A 19,792-nucleotide genomic window follows, 5' to 3' on the forward strand; every position below is an offset into this window, starting at 1 on the left:
TTGTCATTTTGACAATACGCATTGTCATATCGACTATTTTAACCATTGTCATTTTGACAACAACCAAAATCAGAAAAAATTAAAAACAGATAATTATCAATGAATTAAAAAGTTGGCACGCAACTTGATATAAGCCAGTCAACTGAGTTTAAACACACTGTATTGATTGAGGTTGCTATGTCTATTGTGGTGAAAAATAACATTCTTTGGGTTGGCCAACGTGACTGGGAAGTGCGTGATTTCCACGGCACCGAATATAAAACGCTGCGCGGCAGCAGCTACAACAGCTATCTCATCCGCGAAGAGAAAAACGTGCTGATCGATACCGTCGATCATAAATTCAGCCGCGAGTTCGTACAGAACCTGCGCCGCGAAATCGACCTCGCCGACCTCGACTATATCGTCATTAACCACGCCGAAGAGGACCATGCCGGCGCGCTGACCGAACTAATGATGCAGATCCCGGATACGCCGATCTACTGCACTGCCAACGCCATCGACTCGATCAACGGCCACCATCATCATCCGGAGTGGAACTTCCACGTGGTGAAAACCGGCGATACTCTCGATATCGGTAACGGTAAACAGCTGATCTTCGTGGAAACGCCGATGCTGCACTGGCCGGACAGCATGATGACCTACCTGTCCGGCGACGCGGTGCTGTTCAGCAACGACGCCTTCGGCCAGCACTATTGCGACGAACACCTGTTCAACGACGAAGTGGACCAGACTGAACTGTACGAACAGTGCCAGCGTTACTACGCCAACATTCTGACGCCCTTTAGCCGCCTGGTGACGCCGAAAATTACTGAAATCCTCGGCTTCAACCTGCCGGTGGAGATGATTGCCACCTCCCACGGCGTGGTCTGGCGCGATAACCCGACGCAAATCGTCGAGAAATACCTCGAGTGGGCGGCGGATTATCAGGAAGATCGCATCACCATCTTCTACGACACCATGTCCAATAATACCCGCATGATGGCGGACGCCATTGCCCAGGGGATCACCGAGGTTGACCCACGGGTAGCGGTGAAAATCTTTAACGTCGCCCGCAGCGACAAAAACGACATCCTCACCAATGTTTTCCGCTCGAAAGGCGTACTTGTCGGCACGTCCACCATGAACAACGTGATGATGCCGAAAATCGCCGGGCTGGTGGAAGAGATGACCGGGCTGCGTTTTCGCAATAAACGCGCCAGCGCCTTTGGCTCGCACGGCTGGAGCGGCGGCGCGGTAGACCGCCTGTCCACCCGCCTGCAGGATGCCGGCTTTGAGATGTCGCTGAGCCTGAAAGCCAAATGGCGCCCGGATATCGACGCGCTGGAGCTGTGCCGCCAACACGGTCGCGACATCGCCCGCCAGTGGGCCCTCTCGCCGCTGCCGGTTGCTGAAGCAGCGACAACGCCGGAACCACAGGACTGCGCCTGTGCCGCGGCCGCGGCCGCCGATCTCGGTCCCATGATGCAGTGCAGCGTGTGCCAGTGGGTCTATGACCCGGCGAAAGGCGAACCTAATCAGGATGTACAGCCGGGTACGCCGTGGAGCGAAGTGCCGGACAATTTCCTCTGCCCTGAGTGTTCTCTTGGCAAAGATGTCTTTGACGTACTGGCGACGGAGGCAAAATGAGTGATGGCATCGTCATCATCGGCTCGGGCTTCGCGGCCCGCCAGCTGGTGAAAAATATTCGTAAGCAGGATGCGCAAATCCCGCTGACCCTCATCGCCGCCGATAGCATGGATGAATACAACAAACCGGACCTCAGCCATGTCATCAGCCGCGGACAGAAGGCCGACGATCTGACCCTGCAAAGTGCCGGCGAGTTCGCCGAGCAGTACACTCTGCGTCTGTTTCCCCATACCTGGGTAAGCGATATCGACGCCGAAAACCGGTTAGTGAAGAGCCACGATAACCAGTGGCGCTACGACAAACTGGTGCTGGCCACCGGCGCGACGCCGTTTATCCCGTCGGTGCCGGGGCGCGAGCTGATGCTAACGCTCAATAGCCAGCGCGAATATGGCGCGGCGCAGAGCCAGCTGCACGACGCGAAGCGCGTGCTGATCGTCGGCGGCGGCCTGATTGGCTGCGAACTGGCGATGGATTTCTGCCGCGCCGGTAAAGCGGTAACGGTAGTCGATAACTCCGCCAGCGTGCTGGCGGCGCTGATGCCGCCGGAGGCCAGCAGCCGCCTGCAGCATCGGCTCACCGAGATGGGCGTACATCTGATGCTGAAAACGCAGCTGGAGGGGCTGGAGCAAACCGCCGACGGCATTCGCGTCAGTCTCGATCGCCAGCGCGCGATAACCGTCGATGCGGTGGTGGCCGCCGCCGGCCTGCGCCCGGAAACGTCGCTGGCGCGCCACGCCGGACTGCAGATTAACCGCGGTATTGTGGTCAATAGCCAGCTGCAAACCAGCGACCCGGCGATTTATGCGCTCGGCGACTGTGCGGAAATCAACGGCGTGGTACTGCCGTTCCTGCAGCCGATTTTACTCAGCGCCATGTGCCTGAGTAAAAATCTGCTGGCGCAGGCGGGAGAACTCAAGCTGCCGCCAATGCTGGTGAAGGTGAAAACCCCGGATCTGCCGCTGCATCTGGCCGGCGACACCCGCCGCGACGATCTGACGTGGAACATCGTAGCCGCCAAAGAGGGGCTGGTGGCGAAAGGCGTGGATGCCGAAAACCAGCTGCGCGCCTTTGTGGTCAGCGAAGACAAAATGAAGGAAGCCTTTGCGCTGCTCAAACAACTGGTAAGTTGATGGTTTTCCCGGCTTGCGGCGTAAACGCCTTAGCCGGGCTACGGTATTGTCCTGGTAGCCCGGCTAAGCGCAGCGCAAGCCGGGAACATATCCAGCCTAGCGCGCCAGATTGTCGTAGCCGCGCCAGCGATAGTTAAGCACCGATAGCGCCCAACAGGCGACAAACAACCCGACCACCACAAATCCGGCGTCGCCGAGGTTGTCGTTTAACGCCCCTACCCAGCGCCATATTCCGCCGCTGAGCGCAAACTTATCCATCAGCAAACCCAGCGCTTCCAGGCCGCCGATAAACAGCGCCACCACCACCGAGGTGCCGGTGATGGTCATATTGTAATAGAGCTTGCGCTGCGGTTTGCTGAACGCCCAGCCGTAGGCGCCGACCATCAGCACGTTATCGAGGGTATCCACCAGCGCCATACCACTGGCGAACAGCGCCGGGAAGACCATAATCGACCAGACGGAAATCCCGCTCGACGCACCGGCGGCGGAGATACCCAGTACGCCGATTTCGGTGGCGGTATCAAAACCGAGGCCAAACAGGAAACCGACCAGGTACATCTGCCAGCTGCGGCTTATCAGACGGAAGGTCTTGCCAAACAGCCAGCTCATCACCCCGCCGCCGCTGACGATTTCGTCGCTCACCGGCTCTCCGCGCTTCCATGCCCGAAAGCTGCGCCACACGCTGCGTAAAATCACCAGGTTGATAAAGGCCATCGCCAGTAAAAACAGGGCCGACACGGCGGTGCCGATAACGCTACCGGTATCATGCAGCCAGCTCATCTGCGTGCTGAAGGCGGTGGCGGTCGCGGCAATCGCCGCCGAGGCCAGCACCACAATCGATGAGTGGCCCAGCGAAAACCACGCCCCGACGGCGAAAGGCCGCCGCCCCTGCTGCATCATCTTGCGGGTCACGTTATCAATCGCCGCAATATGGTCGGCGTCCACCGCGTGGCGCAGGCCGTAGCCCCAGGCCAGCAGGCTGGCGGCCATCAGCGCGCCGCTGTCGCCAAAGGCCTGCAGCGCCCAGCACCAGGTCAGAAAATTCGCCGCGATCAACCCCAGCACCAGACCCGCGGCGCGCGGCTGCTGGCGTAAAACTGTCATTATCATGGTTGTATTCCTTGAGCCTGCCCGCGGGCGGCGGCGATCACCGCCTGACCATAGGCGATTGCGCCGTCGCCGGCCGGCAACTGCTGTGCAAACAGCAGAGTAAAATCCGCCAGATAAAAGGTCAATCGCGCCGCCAGCAGGCGGTTATGCAGCACCCCGCCGCTGCAGACCATCGTGTCGATGCCGCGGACGGTGGCGCAGTCGCGGGCCATCGCCGCCAGCCCACAGGCCAGGGCGTCGTGGAATGCCCAGGCTTTCTGCGCCGGAGTCGCCTGCCAGCTCAGCCATTGCCGCCAGAAGGTCGCTAAATCCAGCGCGTCGTCGCGCCACGGCAGCGTAACCGGGTGGCTGACGCCGGGGCAGCTGGCGGCCAGCGCCTCCAGCCGACAGGCCGCTTCGCCTTCATAGCTCAGACTCTCCGGCGCGCAATCCAGGGCGCAGGCAACGGCATCAAACAGCCGTCCGCAGGATGAGGCGCGCGGCGCGTTAATCCCGCGCTCGATGGCCTGCGCCAGCAGCGGCCAGTTGCGCTGGCGCAGGGTGGCGGCCTGCGGATAATCCTGCCAGTCAGGGACAAACGCCAGACAGTGGGCCAGCAAATTTCGCCACGGCTGGCGTGCCGCCAGGTCCCCCCCTGGCAGCGCGACGGCCGGCAGCCCGCCAAGATGTTCGCATTCGCGATAGTTGACCCGCAGGCACTCCCCGCCCCACAGCGCGCCGTTCTCCCCCATACCAATACCGTCGAGTGTCAGGGCGATAACGTCCCCGCCGTCAAGCGGCCAGCGGTGCTCCGCCAGGCACGCCGCGGCGTGGGCATGGTGATGCAGCACTGTCTCCAGCGGCAGGGGCAGGGAGGCCGCCCACTGCGTTGAGCGATAGCCGGGATGGGCATCAACCACCACCCGCTGCGGCACAAACGCGTAAATGCTCTGCATCAGCTGCAGGGCGCTGCGCCACTGCTGTTCAACACCTTCCTCGCCAAGATCGCCAAAGTGCTGGCTCAGCACCGCTTCGCTGCCGCGCGCCAGGCAGAAGGTATTTTTCATATCCGCGCCGAGAGCCAGCAGCGGCGGGATGTCTCCTAGCCCCGGCGGCAGCGGCAGCGCGTCCGGGACGTAGCCCCGGGCGCGGCGCAGCATTTCACCGCTTGAGCGCACCAGTGAATCATCCATCCGCTGTACGATGTCGCGATTATGCAAGAGAAAGCCGTCGGCAATGTCGGCTAACTCATTGAGCGCCTGAGCATTACTTAACGCCGGCGGACGGCCGCTAAGATTGCCGGAGGTCATTACGATGGGGCGCGCCAGGCCCTGCAGAAGCAAATGCTGCAGCGGATTAGACGGCAGCATCACCCCAACTTCCGCAAGCCCTGGCGCTATTTCGTCGCACAGGCCGGAGACCTGCGCTTTGGCAATCAGTACGATGGGCGCCGCCGGGGAGCCCATCAGCGCCGCAGCGGCGGCGGGTAAGCCCGTTGCCGTCGGCAGCATTACCGCCAGCGGTTTTGCCGGGCGGTGTTTTCGCGCCCGCAGCGTGGCAACGGCAGCGGGGTTACCGGCATCGCAGGCCAGATGAAAGCCGCCGATGCCTTTTATCGCCACGATGTCGCCCGCCGCCAGCCGGGCGATAGCCGCCTGCAGCGCCGCCTCGCCGTCCAGCGTTTCCCCCTCTGCCCGCCATTCCAGTCGCGGCCCGCAGTCGGGGCAGGCCACCGGCTGGGCGTGAAAACGGCGATCGGCAGGATCGCGGAATTCCGCCTCACAAGGGGAACAGAGCGGGAACGGCGCCATTGCGGTGAAGGGCCGGTCGTAGGGCATGGCGCGAATAATGGTCAACCGCGGGCCGCAGTGGGTGCAGTTGATAAAGGGGTAGCGGTAGCGACGCCCCCGGGGATCGTTCATCTCCGCGAGGCACGCCGGGCAGGTCGCGGCATCGGGCACAATCTGAGTCCGCATCCGTCCCGCCCCACTCTCGCGGATGGTGAAATCCTGCGGCGTGGCCGCCCAGCGATAGGGAATGCAGGCGGTGCTGTCGATCCGCGCCAGCGGCGGGCAGTGGTCAGCCAGAGCGGCAGTAAAACCGTCGTCGCCCCCGACCAGCCGCACCAGTACGCCGTCGCCGTCGTTACAGACATCGCCGCAGCGGGCCTGCGCCCGGGCCAGCTGCCAGACAAAGGGGCGGAAACCGACCCCCTGCACTTTACCGCGAATGCGGATTTGCACCCCGTTCATGCCTTGACTTACCAGGCCAGCGCCGTACGGCGACGTTTCTCGATATTCATCTGCTCAAGTTTGTTGCGGTCAACGCACACGAGGGCGTGCGTCGGGCACACTTCCATGCAGGCCGGGCCGCTCTCGCGGTGGAAGCAGAGATCGCACTTGTTGGCTTCGGCTTTTTCCGCCACGACGTTCAGTCCGGCGCCGCTATGGCGGATCACCGGGCGCACCACCACCTCCATCGCCCCGTACGGGCAGGCGACAACGCAGGTTTTGCAGCCGATGCAACGCTCCTGCATCACATGGACAAAGCCTTTATCGCGGCTGATGGCGCCGTTCGGGCAGACATTGGCGCAGGGGGCGTCTTCACACTGACGGCAGGCGGTCGCCGTGGAAACATTGACCCCTTTGATCACGTGAATACGCGGCTGAAAGGTGTGAGGCGTCAGGGAGGCGCAGTCCTGATGTTCCTGATGGGATACCACGCAGGCCACTTCGCAAGTGCGACAGCCGATACATTTGCTCGCATCGGCGATAATGAAACGGTTCATCCATTTCTCCAGCAGTAAGAAGGTTACGCGCCGGAGTATGCATAATACGTTCCAACTTTTTAATATATTGATTATAAAGACTATTATAGCTGGGCTTTGCTGTCATCGTCAGTAGTGACGATGACAGCTGACGACGTCAGGCACAGGGGCCCGCCACCAGCGACTCGCGTTCAATCAGCGCTCCGGGAAAGCTTTGCTGAAAGTTGAATTCCCCGCCATCCAGCATAAAGATCAGCCGATTGATGCTCTCTTTAATCATCTCCGTCACCGGCACCCGGACGCTGGCGAGCGACGGCACCATATACGGCGCAAGAGCAATATCGTCAAACCCCACCACCGAGACCTGTTCTGGCACCTTAACGCCCAGCTGGTGAAGCTGCTTCATCGCCCCGATGGCCATATCGTCATTGCTCGCCACCAGCGCGCTGTAGGTAACCCCGCGCTGACGCAGGCTCTCCACCCCCGCCGCCCCGGTTTCCGGCGTCCAGCGCCCTTCGGCGATAAGCGCCTCGTTCAGGGCGATGCCGTGGCCAGCCAGCGCGTCTTTGTAGCCGGCGAGGCGTTCGACGCCGGTGGGAGAGTCAAGGGAGCCGGTAATAAAGGCGATATCGCGGTGGCCAAGCGCAATCAGCCGCTCCACTACCCGCATCGCCGAGGCTTTTTGATCGGACCAGACGCAGTGGCTGGCGTGGCGGCGCAGGCGGCGATTAAGCACCATGATCGGCTGCGAGTGGTTCTCAACGATCTCGTCCATCTCATCAACGGTGAGAAAGCGCGGGTAGATGATGATCGCATCGCAGCGTAGATCCAGCAGGTACTGGATCGCCTCCCGCTCCTCTTGCGCGCTGTGCTTGCCGTCGGCCAGGATCAGCTGCCGCCCTTTATCCTCCGTCATCCGCGCCACGTGATACAGCAGTTCGCTAAAATAGACGCCGTGGTACAGGGTATTGGTCACCACCAGGCCGAGGGTTTGCGTGGTTTTGGTCGCCAGGTTGCGCGCCAGCAGATTTGGCCGGTAGCCGCTCTCCGCCACCGCCTTAAACACCCGGTCTTTGGTCTCCTGGCTGACATAGCCGTTGCCCGACAGCACCCGCGAAACGGTCGCCTTCGATACCCCCGCGCGCTTTGCGACCTCCAGCATCGTTGCCATGTGATTCTTCCTGTTGCAAAAGTTGCAGGCAGTGTACTGCACGTTTCCCGCTTTTACAGCACTCCCCTGTTCATCACCGCGATCCGGCTCACGGCGACGCTTAGCGATCAAAATCACAAAATTGAGATCATATTTTTTTATTTCTTGTGCAATTAACTGAAACTCACCATGATTTTGTGGAACCGGTTTCCTATAAAAACATGGTATCGCCCGGCGATGCGGGGCGGTGGCAGATCAGTACCCTATTGATAAACAGGATAAAATCCGATGTCGAAAAATTATGCAGCCCTGGCGCAACAGATAGTCGCGGCAATCGGCGGGGTCGACAACGTCGCCGCCGTTACCCACTGTATGACCCGTCTGCGCTTCGTGGTTAAAGACGACGAACAGGTCGATAGCTCTACCCTGAAAGGCCTGGCCGGGGTGCTCGGCGTCGTGCGCAGCGATAACCAGTGCCAGGTGATCATCGGCAACACTGTCTCCCAGGCCTACCGCGAGGTGGTGAATCTGCTGCCAGGCGACCTGCGCCCGGCTGAGCCGCAGGGCAAAGCGCCGCTGACCCTGAAACGCATCGGCGCCGGGATCCTCGACGCGCTGATCGGCACCATGTCTCCGCTGATCCCGGCGATTATCGGCGGATCGATGGTCAAGCTGCTGGCGATGATCCTCGAGATGAGCGGCGCGTTGCCGAAAGGCTCGCCGACGCTGACCCTGCTGGCGCTTATCGGCGACGGCGCATTTTTCTTCCTGCCGCTGATGGTGGCCGCCTCCGCGGCGGTGAAATTCAAAACTAATATGTCGCTGGCTATCGCCATCGCCGGGGTGCTGGTGCATCCTGGGTTTATCGAATTGATGGCCAAAGCCGCCCAGGGAGAACACGTTGAATTCGCCTTTATTCCGGTTACCGCGGTGAAATACACCTATACGGTGATCCCGGCGCTGGTGATGACCTGGTGCCTGTCGTATATCGAGCGCTGGGTGGATCGCATTACCCCGGCGGTGACGAAAAACTTTCTGAAGCCGATGCTGATCGTGCTGATCGCCGCCCCGCTGGCGATCCTGCTGATTGGCCCGCTGGGCATCTGGATCGGCAGCGCCATTTCCGCGCTGGTGTATACGATCCACAGCTATCTCGGCTGGCTGTCGGTGGCGATCATGGGCGGGCTGTGGCCGCTGTTGGTGATGACCGGTATGCACCGCGTCTTTACGCCGACCATCATTCAGACCATCGCCGAAACCGGCAAAGAGGGTATGGTGATGCCGTCGGAGATCGGCGCCAACCTGTCGCTCGGCGGCTCTTCGCTGGCGGTAGCGTGGAAAACCAAAAACCCGGAGCTGCGCCAGACGGCGCTGGCCGCCGCGGCATCGGCGATTCTGGCCGGGATTTCCGAACCGGCGCTGTACGGCGTGGCGGTGCGCCTGAAGCGCCCGCTGATCGCCAGCTTAATCAGCGGCTTTATCTGCGGCGCGGTGGCAGGCATTGCCGGACTGGCCAGCCATTCGATGGCGGCGCCGGGGCTGTTTACCAGCGTGCAGTTTTTCGATCCGGCCAATCCAATGACCATCGTCTGGGTGTTTGGCGTGATGGCGCTGTCGGTGGTGCTGTCGTTTGCCCTGACGCTGATCCTTGGCTTTGAGGACATTCCCGTTGAGCAGGCCGCTGCCGACGCCAGAGCGCGCCAGGCCCGGGCCCAGGCATCCCACGCCTGAATACACTATTGATAATGAGGTAATGCATGGCGAGTTTCCCACAGGGATTTTTATGGGGCGGCGCACTGGCCGCCAACCAGTCTGAAGGCGCTTATCTTGAAGGCGGTAAGGGGCTGACCACCGTGGATACCCTTCCCCACGGCGCGCATCGCCTGCCGGTAAAATTAGGCCTGGAGAAGCGCTTTACGCTGCGTGAAGACGAATTTTACCCCAGCCACCAGGCGATCGATTTTTACCATCGCTATAAAGAAGATATCGCCCTGATGGCCGAGATGGGGTTCAGCGTCTTTCGCACCTCCATCGCCTGGAGCCGCCTGTTCCCACGCGGCGACGAACAGCAGCCGAATCCGCAGGGCATCGCCTTCTATCGCTCACTGTTCGAGGAGTGCAAAAAGCACGGTATCGAGCCGCTGGTCACCCTGTGCCATTTTGACGTGCCGATGCATCTGGTGATGGAGTACGGCTCCTGGCGCAACCGCAAAATGGTGGATTTTTTCAGCCACTACGCCCGCACCTGCTTTGAAGCTTTTGACGGCCTGGTGAAATACTGGCTCACCTTCAATGAAATCAACATCATGCTGCACAGCCCCTACTCCGGCGCCGGTCTGGTGTTTGAGGAGGGAGAAAATCAGGAGCAGGTGAAGTATCAGGCCGCGCATCACGAGCTGGTAGCCAGCGCGCTGGCGACGAAAATCGCCCATGAGATTAACCCGCAAAATCAGGTCGGCTGTATGCTGGCCGGCGGTAATTTCTACCCTTACTCCTGCAAGCCGGAAGATGTATGGATGGCGCTGGAGAAGGACCGCGAAAACCTGTTCTTTATCGATGTCCAGGCCCGCGGCGCCTATCCGGTGTGGGCCGCGCGGGTGTTCCGGGAAAAAGGGGTCACGATTGCGAAACAGCCGGGCGATGACGAGATCCTCAAAAACACCGTCGATTTCGTCTCCTTTAGCTACTACGCGTCGCGCTGCGCCTCGGCGGAGATGAACGCCAGCAACACCAATGCCGCCAACATCGTCAAGTCGCTGAAGAACCCGCACATTCCGGCCAGCGAATGGGGCTGGGGCATCGACCCGCTGGGCCTGCGCATCACCATGAACATGATGTACGACCGCTATCAGAAACCGCTGTTCCTGGTGGAAAACGGGCTTGGCGCCCGCGATGAGATCGATGCCAATGGGGACATCAATGACGACTATCGCATCAGCTACCTGCGCGAGCACATCAGGGCGATGCGCGATGCTATCGGCGACGGCATTCCGGTAATGGGCTACACCAGCTGGGGCTGCATCGATCTGGTCTCGGCGTCCACCGGCGAGATGAGCAAGCGCTACGGCTTTGTCTATGTCGATCGCGACGATGCCGGCAACGGCACCCTGGCGCGTAAGCGTAAAAAGTCATTCTTCTGGTACCAGAAGGTGATAGCCAGTAACGGCGCCGATCTCGACTAAGCACCCTCGCCCACGCGCGCCCGTTCCCCGCGATAACCGGGGGACGGACGTCGGCTATCTGTTGCATCCATTACATGCTTTTTTCTCGAGCCTGATTCCAGTTTCTGGTTTGCCACCTGTTTACAATAACTGGTATTTTATCCAGTACTTTTACCGGGGTATCTTCAGCAAGGAGCACATCATGAGCGCACAGCACCCTACCGCAGCCAGAGGGATAGCCAGGGCCATTCGCCAGTTAACCGTGGGATATGTCAGAAAACGCCATGAGGACCGCAAAACGCGGGAGACGCGGCGCTACACCCGCCACGCGGCATTAAGCTTAAACGGCGACTGGCTGGAGCAGGCGGGGTTTCCGGTCGGCACGCAGGTCAGAGTCTCGGTGTCGCCCGGTAAATTAGTGATAGAGAATCTTGAGCTGGCAGCGCCGGGAACGGGGCTCCCTTCCGGCCAGTCGTGCGCCGGCGGAGAGCCCGGTTCGCCGCAGGGCTAGTCGTCCGCGGCCTCCAGCTGAGTAAAGCCGCCCTTGCCCTGCCAGCCTGCCAGCTGCTGATACACCCGGGCAACGGCCTCTTTCACCGGCTGGGTCATCGGATAATAAAAACCGACGATATCCGGCTGAATGCCGAGGAAAATCACCTCGCCGACGTCTTCTTTCAGCTGATCGACCAGATAGTTGAGCGGCATGTTATGGGTGGTCATCATAAACATCTCGGCGATGTCGTCGGGATCGATGATGCGAATGTCGCCGGGGTTTAGGCCCATATCGGTGGCATCGACAATCAGCAGGCGTTCGGGGCGTAATTCGCGGATCGCCACGATGTCGTTTTCCGGCGCGCTGCCGCCGTCGATGACCACCCACTGGCCGGCCGGGTTCGCCGCGCACATCTCCGCCAGCAGCGGGCCGGCGCCGTCGTCGCCCATCATGCTGTTGCCGACACAGAGTAAAACGTCAGTCACGTAATCTCCTCACCATCAGGTAGATGGCGCTCTCCTGGTGAATATCATGCAGCATGCTGAGCAGGGTTTTGCTCCACGCCTGCTGCTGCGGGGTCTGCGCGGACTGCGCTTTATCAAAGGCGTTGGCCAGCATCGCCACATGACTGCTGTCGATGACGATTTCGCCATACTTCGGCACGCCCTCCATTTTGCGCCGCGCGGCGCTTCCGGCCTCAAGGGTGGCGATCCATGCCAGATACGCGTCCCACGGGCAGCTCAGCGCCGCCTCCAGACAGTCGATGACGCCGAGGTGGTGGCCAATCGCCAGGCTGTAATAGACCACCTGCTGCGCCTGATCCGGCGTGGCGTCGTTCTCATCAATAAATTTACGGCTCAGCTGACTGAACACCACCGTCTCGCTCATCGGATACGCGCCCCCTCGACCACCTGGTTGAGATGGGTGACGATCTCGGTCAGACGCGGATCTTTCTCCGCCTCCAGCCAGCGCAGCACCTGACTGTCGCCCTGGCCAAGCAGACGCATATAGTCATCGGCAATCTGCCGTCCATAGCGATAGCCCGCCAGACGCCGCGCTTCGCGATCGATGCGCACCCGCAGAGGCTGCACCATATCGGCATGCAGCAGCTCGGTCGGCTGTTCGTCGAGCTCACCCGGCAGACGGGCATGAATTTTCTGCTCCAGCAGGCCAAGCGCCATGGCGAAGCCGTACAGCGTGGCGGCTGGCGTCGGCGGGCAGCCCGGAATATAGACGTCGACCGGTACGATTTTATCGGTACCGCCCCAGACGCAGTACAGGTCGTGGAAGATGCCGCCGCTGTTGCCGCAGGCGCCGTAGGAGATACAGATCTTCGGATCCGGCGCCGACTGCCAGGCGCGCAGCGCCGGGGAGCGCATCGCGCGAGTCACTGCCCCGGTAAACAACAGAATATCGGCATGGCGCGGCGAAGGCACCACCTTAATCCCGAAGCGTTCAGCGTCGAACAGCGGCGAAAGGGTGGCGAAAATTTCGATTTCGCAGCCGTTGCAGCCGCCACAGTCGACGCGGTAGACGTAGGCCGAACGTTTAATCTTCTTCAGTAGCGAGGCCTTCATGCTGGCGATGGATTCATCCACCGTCATCGGCACGGGAATGCCGTTTTCATCGCGCGGGCCAAGTAAAGTACTCATCAGCTGGCCTCCCTCATGTGGCGGGTCAGTTCAATACGATCGGACGGCACCAGGCATTTCTGGCGCTTGCATTCCGGGCAGGTTTCGAAGCTTTCGCGGTGCAGCTCGGCGCGGGTATCGCCGTTATGCTTGAGCAGCGCGATGGCGTAGTCGATCTCCTTCTGCACCGCGAACGGACGCTGGCACTCCCGGCAGTGGCAGATAGCGAAGCGCGACTGCTGGAGGAAATCCTCTTTCTTCCACACCGCCAGCTCATACTCCGGCGACAGCTTAATCGCCGCCGTCGGGCACACCTCTTCACAGCGACCGCAGAAGATGCAGCGCCCGAGGTTAAACTGCCACGCCAGCTGGTTAGTGGCCAGATCGATCTCGACCGTCAGGGCGTTCGACGGGCAGGCGTTCACGCAGGCCGCGCAGCCGATACACTGCTGTGGCGTATGCTCCGGCTTGCCGCGAAAGTTTTTGTCCACCGGCATCGGCTCCAGCGGGTAGGCGTGCGTCGCGGTGCCGGTCTTAATAACTTTTTTAATAAAGGTAAACATGGCGATTCCTTATTTCAGCGGCGAGTTTTTACGCTCGATGCTGTAGCGCTCCAGCTCTTTGTATGGCACCACTTTGCTCTTCTTCTTGCGTACATCGACCACGGTCATGCGGTCAGTACAGGAGTAGCACGGGTCGAGGCTGCCGATGATCAGCGGCGCATCGGAAACGGTGTTGCCGCGCAGCATATAGCGCAGGGTCGGCCAGTTGGCGTAAGTCGCCGCCCGGCAGCGCCAGCGATACAGTTTCTGGTTGTCGCCGGTCATGCTCCAGTGGATATCGTCGCCGCGCGGCGCCTCGGAGAAGCCCAGCGCGAAGCGGTGCGGAATATAGGTGAACCCCTCCACCATCAGCGGGCCGCCCGGCAGGTTATCGAGACCGAAATCAATCATATCCAGCGCGGTGTAAACCTCGTTGATCCGCACCTTGAGGCGAGATATCACGTCGCAGCCCTGTTCGCTGTGAACTTCCATCGGCAGCAGGCCGTAACCGACAAACGGGTGGTCGGCGCGGGTGTCGCGGGCGTGGCCGCTGGCGCGCACCATCGGGCCGACGTTGCTGAAGTCGCGGGCGATTTCCGGGTCCAGACGGCCAATACCGACGGTACGCTGTTCCATATTCGGCGTGCTGAGCAGCATATCCACCAGCTCCTGCACGTCGCGACGCATCTGCTGCGCCAGCTGACGGGTCTGGATCATGTCCTCTTTCAGCAGGTCGCGGCGGATCCCGCCGATCAGGTTCAGGCCGTAGGTTTTACGCGCGCCGGTAAGGATCTCTGCCATCTTCATCGAGGTTTCGCGCACGCGGAAGAACTGCATAAAGCCGGAGTCAAAGCCGGTAAAGTGGCAGGCCAGACCGAGGTTCAGCAGGTGCGAGTGCAGGCGTTCCACCTCCAGCAAAATGGCGCGGATCATCTGCGCCCGCTCCGGCACCACGATGCCCATCGCGTTCTCCACCGAGGTGGTGTAAGCGGTGCTGTGGGCGAAGCCGCAGATGCCGCACACCCGGTCCGACAGGAAGGTCACTTCGTTATAACCCATGCGGGTTTCCGCCAGCTTTTCCATCCCGCGATGGACGTAGAACAGGCGGTAGTCGGCGTCGATAATGTTCTCGCCGTCAACGAACAGGCGGAAGTGGCCAGGTTCATCAGAGGTGACGTGCAGCGGGCCAATCGGCACCACGTTGTTTTTCTTGCTGCCGAGCTCGTTAATAAACTCGTAGGTTTCGGCGTCGGTGGTCGGCGCCGGACGCTGGCGATAATCCATGCTGTCTTTGCGCAGCGGATAGAGTTCGTCCGGCCAGTCGTCCGGCAGCACCAGCCGGCGTTCGTCCGGCAGGCCGACCGGCACCAGGCCGTACATATCACGCACTTCGCGCTCGCCCCATACCGCCGCCGGGACGCGCGGCGTCACCGACGGGTATTCCGGTTTGTTGGCGTCCACTTCCACGCGCACGGTGATCCAGCATTTGGTGCCCTGCTCCATCGACAGCACGTAATAGACCGCGTAGTGGCCGTTGAGCTTACGTTCATCGTTGCCGAACAGCACCGACAGCCAGCCGCCCTGCTGGTAGTAGAGAAACTCCACCACTTCCGGCAGGTAGTTGACCTTCACGGTGATGGTTAACTGGTCTTTAGTCTGCCAGGCTTCGTCCAGTACCACGCCGGGAAAGGCCTGGTGCAGCGCCGCAAGGTAGTGTTGACCGATTTTTTCTTCAGACATGCTCAAACTCTCTTAATCACGCCACCAGCAAGGAGACGAAAGCTAAAAAGGCGAAACCAAACCCGGCCCAGGTGACGCGGGAGGTGGCACAAAAACGCAGACGCGCCATGCTGTTTTCAAACAGCGCGATAATTAGCACCCCAACCACCAGCTTAACGATGGCGACCACCAGCGCCAGCAGCAGGCCGCCGACGCTGAAGCTGGTCATCTGGCCCCACGGGAAGAAGACCCCGACAAACATCTGCAGCACCACCAGCTGTTTGAGGCTGATGCCCCACTTCAGGATGCCAAAGCCGCTGCCGCTGTATTCCGACAGCGGCCCTTCCTGCAGCTCCTGCTCCGCTTCCGCCAGATCGAACGGCAGTTTGCCCATCTCGATAAAGGTGGCGAAGGCGCAGGCGCATAACGCCAGAATCAGTGGAATGCTGCGCGCCGCCGGCCAGTGGTAAAGGGTATCGGTGATGGCGCTGATATGGGTCGAGCCGGCGACCTGCGCCGCCACCCACAGGCCCAACAGCAGGATCGGCTCCACCAGCACGCCGAGCATCGCTTCGCGACTGCTGCCCAGCGCGGTAAACGGGCTGCCGGTGTCCAGACCGGAAATGGCAAAAAAGAAACGGGCGATGGCGAACAGGTAGATCAGGGTGATGAGATCCCCCAGCACCGGCAGCGGGGAGTCTACCGTCACCACCGGCAGCGCGGTGGCGATGGTCAGCATCACGCCCACCATGACGTACGGCGTCAGGCGAAACACCCAGCCCGAGGCGTCAGGACCGACGCTCTGGCGGCCCAGCAGTTTCAGGATATCGCGATACTCCTGCAGTACCCCCGGTCCACGGCGGTTATGCAGCCGCGCGCGGGCGACGCGAACGATCCCGGACAACAGCGGCGCGACGGCAAACAGCACCAGCGCCTGTAGCAATGCAATTAACAGACTCATTCTCAGGCTCCTCGCGAAATGACAATCACCACCAGCACCGCCAGCTCAACCAGCGCGATCCCGCGTAGCAGCGCCGGCGCCGAGGCCGATTGCCAGCCCGGCACCAGACGCACCGGGTTCAGCCAGTGACGCAGCTTCAGCAACGGCGCAAAGGCCTCTTTCACCGGCATGGCAAAGCCGTGGGCCGTTACCACCATCGACTGCTCGTGGTCGTAACCGCAGACCCACGCCGCGCCGCGCGAGCGCGCCGCCAGGCGATCGCCTTTAAAGAAGATCATCAGCAGGAACGGCAGCAGCGGGCAGGCGATAAGCAGCAGCGCGATCATCGGCTGCGACACCACGCTCGATACCTGAGCCTGCACCGGGAAGGCGCCGCTCACCAGCGGCAGCAGCCACGGCGCGGCGATGCCGCCAACGAGGCAGAAGACCGCCGCCAGCACCACGCTCAGGGTCATCAGCCAGGGGGCGCAGGTGGCGTTTTCCGCCTCTTTCGTCCGCGGCGCGCCGAGGAAGGTCACGCCATAGACTTTCGCCATACACATCACCGCCAGTGCGCCAGTGATCGCCAGGCCAACGGCCAGTAGCGGCCCCAGCAGACGGCCAATAAACAGGTCGCCAGTGCTCATTTTGAAGAAGGATTGATAGATAACCCATTCGCCGGCGAAGCCGTTCAGCGGCGGCAGGGCCGCCATTGCCATCAGCCCCACCAGCATGGCGAGGGAGATCAGCGGCATTTTTTTACCGATGCCGCCCAGCTTCTCGATATCGCGATGGCCGGTGCGGAACCACACCGCTCCGGCACCGAGGAACAGCGTGGTTTTGAACAGGCTGTGGTTAATCAGGTGATACATGCCGCCGATAAAGCCCAGCACCATCAGCGTGCTGTTGCGGGTCGCCACGCCGGTGACGAAGGCGCCCAGCCCCAGCAGGATAATGCCGATATTCTCCAGGGTGTGATAGGCCAGCAGGCGCTGAATGTTATGCTCCATCAGCGCATACAGTCCGCCGATAAAGGCGGTGATCATCCCCAGCGCCAGCAGCATCACGCCCCACCACAGCGGCGGCACGCCGCCGGCCAGCGAAACGGTCAGCATGCCGTACAGACCGACTTTCATCACTACTGTGGAAAACAGCGCGGCGGCCGGCGCGCTGGCCCCGGCGTGGGCCTGCGGCGCCCAGCCGTGCAGCGGGATCGCCCCGGCCAGCAGGGCGAACCCCACCAGACCCGGCAGCCAGAGCAGCGGGTTCTGCATCATATCCACCGCCTGAAGGTTGATCTGCGCCAGCTCGAGGGTGCCGTAGGTTGACCACACCAGCCAGCAGGTCCAGGCCATCAGCAAAGTACCGAGACGCCCCAGGGCAAACCACAGCTTACCGGAGGCGGCGCAGCCGGTGAGAAACGCCGCGCAGAGCGCCATGATCTCCGCCATCACCACCAGTGAACCGATATTGGTCACCACCACCGCGCAGGTCGCGGCGGCCAGCAGCAGGTTGACCAGCGGGCCGTTGGCCTTCACCTGCGGGTGGCGATGCCAGCTAATATTGAACAATGACACCGGCAGCGCCGACAGGCCGATGGCCAGCAGCCACAGCGCGTTGACGCCCCCCACCCGTATCGTCAGGTGGAGAAACTGCAGCATGCCGCCGTGGATCCGCTCCGGCATCAGCAGCGCGGCGCCGCCGGCGACCACCAGCATGGCGCTGGCCACCGCGCCGCCGATCCCGGCAATGGCGCCGCTGAGCGGTTTGCGCATGGCAAACAGAAAGGCCAGTACGGCGCTGGCGGCATACCACGCCACCGCCTGATTCACTAATCCAATTACACTCATTCCCTCTCCCCCTGTTGCGCCTGGAACAGCGACAAGTCGCCAAGGTCGGTATTAAAGGTCAGCTGACGTTTACGCTTGCTGGCCTGGGCGATATCACGGCTATCCACCAGCATCAGCGCGTTGGTCGGACAGGTCCGCACGCAGGCCGGGCCCTGGTCATCGAAGTGGCAGAGGTCGCATTTCACGGCAATAGCGCGCACGCCCGGTACCCAGTCGAGCAGCGAGCTGACGCGCGCCGGCGCCGGCGGCGCGGGGGGCGCCAGCCGGGTATTGGCATTCGCCGGGATATCCAGCGGGCGGCTGCCGGAAAATTCAATGGCGCCGAACGGGCAGGCAATGCCGCACAGTTTGCAGCTTACGCACAGGCTCTCGTTGAGCTGGACCGCGCCATCGACGCGCTGGATGGCGTTAACCGGGCAGACGGTGGCGCAGGGGGCATCTTCACAGTGGTGGCACATCTGCGGTGCCGATTCTTTTTCATTACGCATCACCTGCAGCCGCGGCATAGCCTGCAGGCCGTGCTGGCGATGCGTCTCAGAGCAGGCGGCTTCGCAGGTGCGGCAGCCGATACAGACAGTGGAGTCAGCAATTACAAAACGGTTCACCGGGTCATCCTCGGGTGAAAGTCATTTTTGACGAAATCAGGTTGCGCAGGTGTCATTTTCGACACGTGTCGACACCTTACGATCAGTGGGTCAGCGCCAGATGGCTTAAATCCACCGGTTGGTCTTGTTCCATGGCGTCATACAGACGGTCATAGACGGTGGCGATAATCGCCAGATAGTGCTCCAGCACCTGGTCGCGGGAGCGGTTGCTGATGCGGCCGTCCACCGTGCCATCCATTGCGAGGGTGGCCTGAGCAATCAGATACTTATCACCGCCGTTTTTGTTTTCGACGTAGTACTCGATGGTGTGGCTGTTGAAGCCTTCCGCGAGGGCGACGAACACCTGAAAATGGCCGAACAGCACGAAGCACAGCTCTTTGTCCGGCGCGCAGCTCATCGCGTGATGCAGGCGGGCCTTCGACAAGGTGATCCCCTGAACCAGCGAGTTACAGTAGATGTGCCACTGCTCCTGCTGCTGCCGGTGACGGTCGGCGATGTAATCCGCCTTTTCACTTATTTCCCAAATAGTCATATCGGTTTCTCCGTAGCATGAGATGCACCCTCTAAGCATTTTTCATGCCAGATTTTATTTAATTGATTTAACTATGTTTTTATATCGACCTCTGCCGATACGACATGTCGATGACAGCCCCGGGGCGTCGACATCGACATTGACTGCCACGACGATTTCATTCTGGCATCGTTATTGCATAGAAGGCGCATCGCGATACGGAGGCGACTATGCACGAAATCACCCTCAGCCAGCGGGCGCTGGAAATTATTGAACAACAGGCGCAGCAGGCCGGCGCGCGGCGGGTTACCGGCGTGTGGCTCAAGGTCGGCGCATTTTCCTGCGTGGAAGCCAGCGCCCTGACCTTCTGCTTTGAGCTGGTCTGCCGCGGCACGCTGGCGGAGGGGTGCGAACTGCATATCGCCGAACAACAGGCTGAATGCTGGTGCGATCGCTGTCAGCAGTACGTCCATCTTGTCTCGCAGCACGTTCGCCGCTGCCCGCACTGCAATAACGACCAGCTGCAGATCGTGGCGGATGACGGCTTACAGATTCAGCGTTTAGAATTGGAGTAAATT

The 19,792-nt window shown here is 61.1% G+C and carries 19 protein-coding genes; 6 read left to right on the plus strand and 13 right to left on the minus strand.

What is annotated here, in order from left to right; all coding sequences use genetic code 11:
- Positions 1–177: 177 nt before the first annotated feature.
- Entirely contained in the window at positions 178–1,626 is a 1,449-nt protein-coding gene (norV, locus tag HMPREF1024_RS14900; protein ID WP_004211582.1) for an anaerobic nitric oxide reductase flavorubredoxin, read from the plus strand.
- A complete protein-coding gene (gene norW, locus HMPREF1024_RS14895; RefSeq protein WP_004890235.1) occupies positions 1,623–2,756 on the plus strand; it encodes an NADH:flavorubredoxin reductase NorW in 1,134 nt (377 codons plus the stop codon). The genes norV and norW overlap by 4 nt, the downstream gene beginning before the upstream one ends.
- Before the next feature lie 96 nt (positions 2,757–2,852).
- Here norW and HMPREF1024_RS14890 read toward each other — a convergent pair whose 3' ends face one another.
- The 4 genes from HMPREF1024_RS14890 to HMPREF1024_RS14875 all read right to left on the minus strand — a co-directional run bounded on the left by HMPREF1024_RS14890 (position 2,853) and on the right by HMPREF1024_RS14875 (position 7,783).
- Positions 2,853–3,866, minus strand: coding sequence for a HoxN/HupN/NixA family nickel/cobalt transporter (locus tag HMPREF1024_RS14890; protein ID WP_009308478.1), 1,014 nt, complete (start codon positions 3,864–3,866; stop codon positions 2,853–2,855).
- A complete protein-coding gene (gene hypF, locus HMPREF1024_RS14885; RefSeq protein ID WP_009308479.1) occupies positions 3,863–6,097 on the minus strand; it encodes a carbamoyltransferase HypF in 2,235 nt (744 codons plus the stop codon). The genes HMPREF1024_RS14890 and hypF overlap by 4 nt, the downstream gene beginning before the upstream one ends.
- A gap of 8 nt (positions 6,098–6,105) precedes the next feature.
- Positions 6,106–6,633: an electron transport protein HydN gene (gene hydN, locus HMPREF1024_RS14880; protein WP_002914875.1), complete on the minus strand. Its 528-nt coding sequence runs from the start codon at positions 6,631–6,633 to the stop codon at positions 6,106–6,108.
- 136 nt (positions 6,634–6,769) lie between these two features.
- Positions 6,770–7,783: a LacI family DNA-binding transcriptional regulator gene (locus tag HMPREF1024_RS14875; protein WP_004174685.1), complete on the minus strand. Its 1,014-nt coding sequence runs from the start codon at positions 7,781–7,783 to the stop codon at positions 6,770–6,772.
- Between the two features lie 267 nt (positions 7,784–8,050).
- Between HMPREF1024_RS14875 and ascF the strand changes: the two genes are divergently transcribed.
- The 3 genes from ascF to HMPREF1024_RS14860 all read left to right on the plus strand — a co-directional run bounded on the left by ascF (position 8,051) and on the right by HMPREF1024_RS14860 (position 11,434).
- On the plus strand, positions 8,051–9,493 hold the full coding sequence (gene ascF / locus HMPREF1024_RS14870; RefSeq protein WP_002914879.1) for a PTS cellobiose/arbutin/salicin transporter subunit IIBC: 1,443 nt from the start codon (positions 8,051–8,053) through the stop codon (positions 9,491–9,493).
- A gap of 26 nt (positions 9,494–9,519) precedes the next feature.
- The gene (locus HMPREF1024_RS14865) at positions 9,520–10,944 is read left to right on the plus strand and encodes a 6-phospho-beta-glucosidase (RefSeq protein ID WP_004181034.1); all 1,425 of its coding nucleotides are present in this window, start codon (positions 9,520–9,522) and stop codon (positions 10,942–10,944) included.
- Positions 10,945–11,125: 181 nt separating this feature from the next.
- The gene (locus HMPREF1024_RS14860; RefSeq protein ID WP_002914883.1) at positions 11,126–11,434 is read left to right on the plus strand and encodes a SymE family type I addiction module toxin; all 309 of its coding nucleotides are present in this window, start codon (positions 11,126–11,128) and stop codon (positions 11,432–11,434) included.
- On the opposite strand, the gene hycI is transcribed toward HMPREF1024_RS14860, so the two are convergent.
- The 9 genes from hycI to hycA all read right to left on the minus strand — a co-directional run bounded on the left by hycI (position 11,431) and on the right by hycA (position 19,235).
- Positions 11,431–11,901, minus strand: coding sequence for a hydrogenase maturation peptidase HycI (hycI, locus tag HMPREF1024_RS14855; protein WP_004174683.1), 471 nt, complete (start codon positions 11,899–11,901; stop codon positions 11,431–11,433). The two genes, HMPREF1024_RS14860 and hycI, sit on opposite strands and share 4 nt — an antisense overlap.
- Positions 11,894–12,304 (minus strand): formate hydrogenlyase maturation HycH family protein, encoded by a 411-nt coding sequence (locus HMPREF1024_RS14850; protein WP_002914887.1) that lies wholly within the window; start codon positions 12,302–12,304, stop codon positions 11,894–11,896. Before HMPREF1024_RS14850 ends, hycI begins: the two co-directional genes overlap by 8 nt.
- Positions 12,301–13,068: an NADH-quinone oxidoreductase subunit B family protein gene (locus tag HMPREF1024_RS14845; RefSeq protein WP_002914891.1), complete on the minus strand. Its 768-nt coding sequence runs from the start codon at positions 13,066–13,068 to the stop codon at positions 12,301–12,303. The genes HMPREF1024_RS14850 and HMPREF1024_RS14845 overlap by 4 nt, the downstream gene beginning before the upstream one ends.
- Complete coding sequence (locus HMPREF1024_RS14840) at positions 13,068–13,610, minus strand: formate hydrogenlyase complex iron-sulfur subunit (protein WP_002914893.1); 543 nt, start codon at positions 13,608–13,610, stop codon at positions 13,068–13,070. Before HMPREF1024_RS14840 ends, HMPREF1024_RS14845 begins: the two co-directional genes overlap by 1 nt.
- A 9-nt stretch (positions 13,611–13,619) precedes the next feature.
- The gene (gene hycE / locus HMPREF1024_RS14835) at positions 13,620–15,329 is read right to left on the minus strand and encodes a formate hydrogenlyase subunit HycE (RefSeq protein WP_009308480.1); all 1,710 of its coding nucleotides are present in this window, start codon (positions 15,327–15,329) and stop codon (positions 13,620–13,622) included.
- Positions 15,330–15,345: 16 nt separating this feature from the next.
- A complete protein-coding gene (locus tag HMPREF1024_RS14830; RefSeq protein ID WP_004149485.1) occupies positions 15,346–16,269 on the minus strand; it encodes a respiratory chain complex I subunit 1 family protein in 924 nt (307 codons plus the stop codon).
- A 2-nt stretch (positions 16,270–16,271) separates the two neighbouring features.
- Complete coding sequence (hycC, locus tag HMPREF1024_RS14825) at positions 16,272–18,098, minus strand: formate hydrogenlyase subunit 3 (protein WP_004890213.1); 1,827 nt, start codon at positions 18,096–18,098, stop codon at positions 16,272–16,274.
- On the minus strand, positions 18,095–18,703 hold the full coding sequence (locus HMPREF1024_RS14820) for a 4Fe-4S dicluster domain-containing protein (RefSeq protein WP_004151047.1): 609 nt from the start codon (positions 18,701–18,703) through the stop codon (positions 18,095–18,097). The genes hycC and HMPREF1024_RS14820 overlap by 4 nt, the downstream gene beginning before the upstream one ends.
- 82 nt (positions 18,704–18,785) lie before the next feature.
- Positions 18,786–19,235 carry a formate hydrogenlyase regulator HycA gene (gene hycA, locus HMPREF1024_RS14815; protein ID WP_002914925.1) on the minus strand — a complete coding sequence of 150 codons (450 nt, stop codon included), beginning with the start codon at positions 19,233–19,235 and terminating at the stop codon, positions 18,786–18,788.
- Positions 19,236–19,444: 209 nt separating this feature from the next.
- Here hycA and hypA point away from each other — a divergent pair, with 209 nt between their 5' ends.
- On the plus strand, positions 19,445–19,789 hold the full coding sequence (gene hypA / locus HMPREF1024_RS14810; protein WP_002914928.1) for a hydrogenase maturation nickel metallochaperone HypA: 345 nt from the start codon (positions 19,445–19,447) through the stop codon (positions 19,787–19,789).
- Positions 19,790–19,792 lie beyond the last annotated feature (3 nt).

Source organism: Klebsiella sp. 4_1_44FAA (genome assembly GCF_000238715.1).
GTDB lineage: Bacteria > Pseudomonadota > Gammaproteobacteria > Enterobacterales > Enterobacteriaceae > Klebsiella > Klebsiella pneumoniae.